General features: G+C 58.8%; 1 protein-coding gene. It reads left to right on the top strand.

The window, feature by feature from the left end; translation table 11 throughout:
• Positions 1-193 precede the first annotated feature (193 nt).
• A protein-coding gene (locus tag PH562_RS30610; RefSeq protein ID WP_285177638.1) for an IS630 family transposase occupies positions 194-1,139 on the top strand; the annotation gives its coding sequence in 2 pieces (ribosomal slippage) (positions 194-532 and positions 534-1,139; 945 coding nt in all).
• Positions 1,140-1,248 lie beyond the last annotated feature (109 nt).

Below are 1,248 nucleotides of genomic sequence, written 5' to 3'. Positions count from 1 at the left end.
CTATCCGGCGACGGCTCATTACAAACCTCTATCTCTCGATAAAGGCATTGAATCATCAATGTTTCCATACGTCTACAAATATCCGCGCACAGGTCTCCTTTAGAGTCGGTCAGCTTTAAGCTGAATCGCAACGGGATTCCCTTTTTGCTTCGGTTGTGATTCAACATCATTGCTGGTGGGGAGGCCAGCAACGATGGCGCGACCTCTTTCCGTGGATTTACGCAAGCGCATTGCCGACGCACTTGCCGAGGGCATGACAGTGCGGGCGGTCGCCTTGCGCTTTGGGGTATCGGCGGCGACGGCAGTGCGGATCGGCCAGCTTGACCGATCCGGGCGTGGTTTGGCGCCGGCCAAGATGGGTGGGCATGTCAAACCCATGCTGTGTGGCGCGGCGGCCGATGAGGTTCACCGCCGCCTTGCGGCCAAAGCCGATTGGACGGTGCGGGCGCTTGCCGTCGATCTGAAGGTGGCAGGCATCCATGTCTCTCATGACACGGTTTGGCGTTTCTTGCGCCGTGAAGGCAAGACATTTAAAAAAAACGCTGATCGCCAGCGAGCAGGACAGGCCGAAGGTGGCGCGGTTCCGGAGCCGCTGGAAGACCCATCAACATCGACTTGATCCGGACCGCCTGGTGTTCGTTGACGAAACCTGGGTCAAAACCAACATGACGCGCACCCGCGGCTGGTGTCAGCGTGGGCAGCCGCTGATCGCCGCAATACCGCATGGCCATTGGAAGACGCTGACCTTCCTCGCCGGGCTGCGCCACGACCGCATCGTCGCGCCTTTCGTGCTCGATGGCCCTATCAACGGCACCGCTTTCACCGCCTGGGTCGAGCAATGCCTGGCACCAACCCTCAATCGCGGCGATATCGTCATCCTCGACAATCTCGGCAGCCACAAGGGCAAGCCGGCGCGCAACGCCATCCGCAATGCCGGCGCCCACCTGTTCTTCTTGCCGCCCTACAGCCCTGATCTCAATCCGATCGAGATGATGTTCGCCAAACTCAAGACTCTGCTGCGCAAGGCCGACGAGCGTAGCGTCGAAGCGACATCGCGGCGCGGCGGTGAAGTCCTCCAAGCATTCAGCCCGCGCGAATGCGCCGCCTATCTCAGGCATGCAGGATATGCTTCAACATAAACCTGACAGACTCTAGGGAGACCTGTGCGCGGATATTTGTAGACGTATGGAAACATTGATGATTCAATGCCTTTATCGAGAGATAGAGGTTTGTAATGAGCCGTCGCCG

The sequence above is a fragment of the Rhizobium centroccidentale genome (assembly GCF_030182565.1).
Lineage (GTDB): Bacteria > Pseudomonadota > Alphaproteobacteria > Rhizobiales > Rhizobiaceae > Rhizobium.
This window is presented reverse-complemented; position numbering and strand designations above follow the sequence as displayed.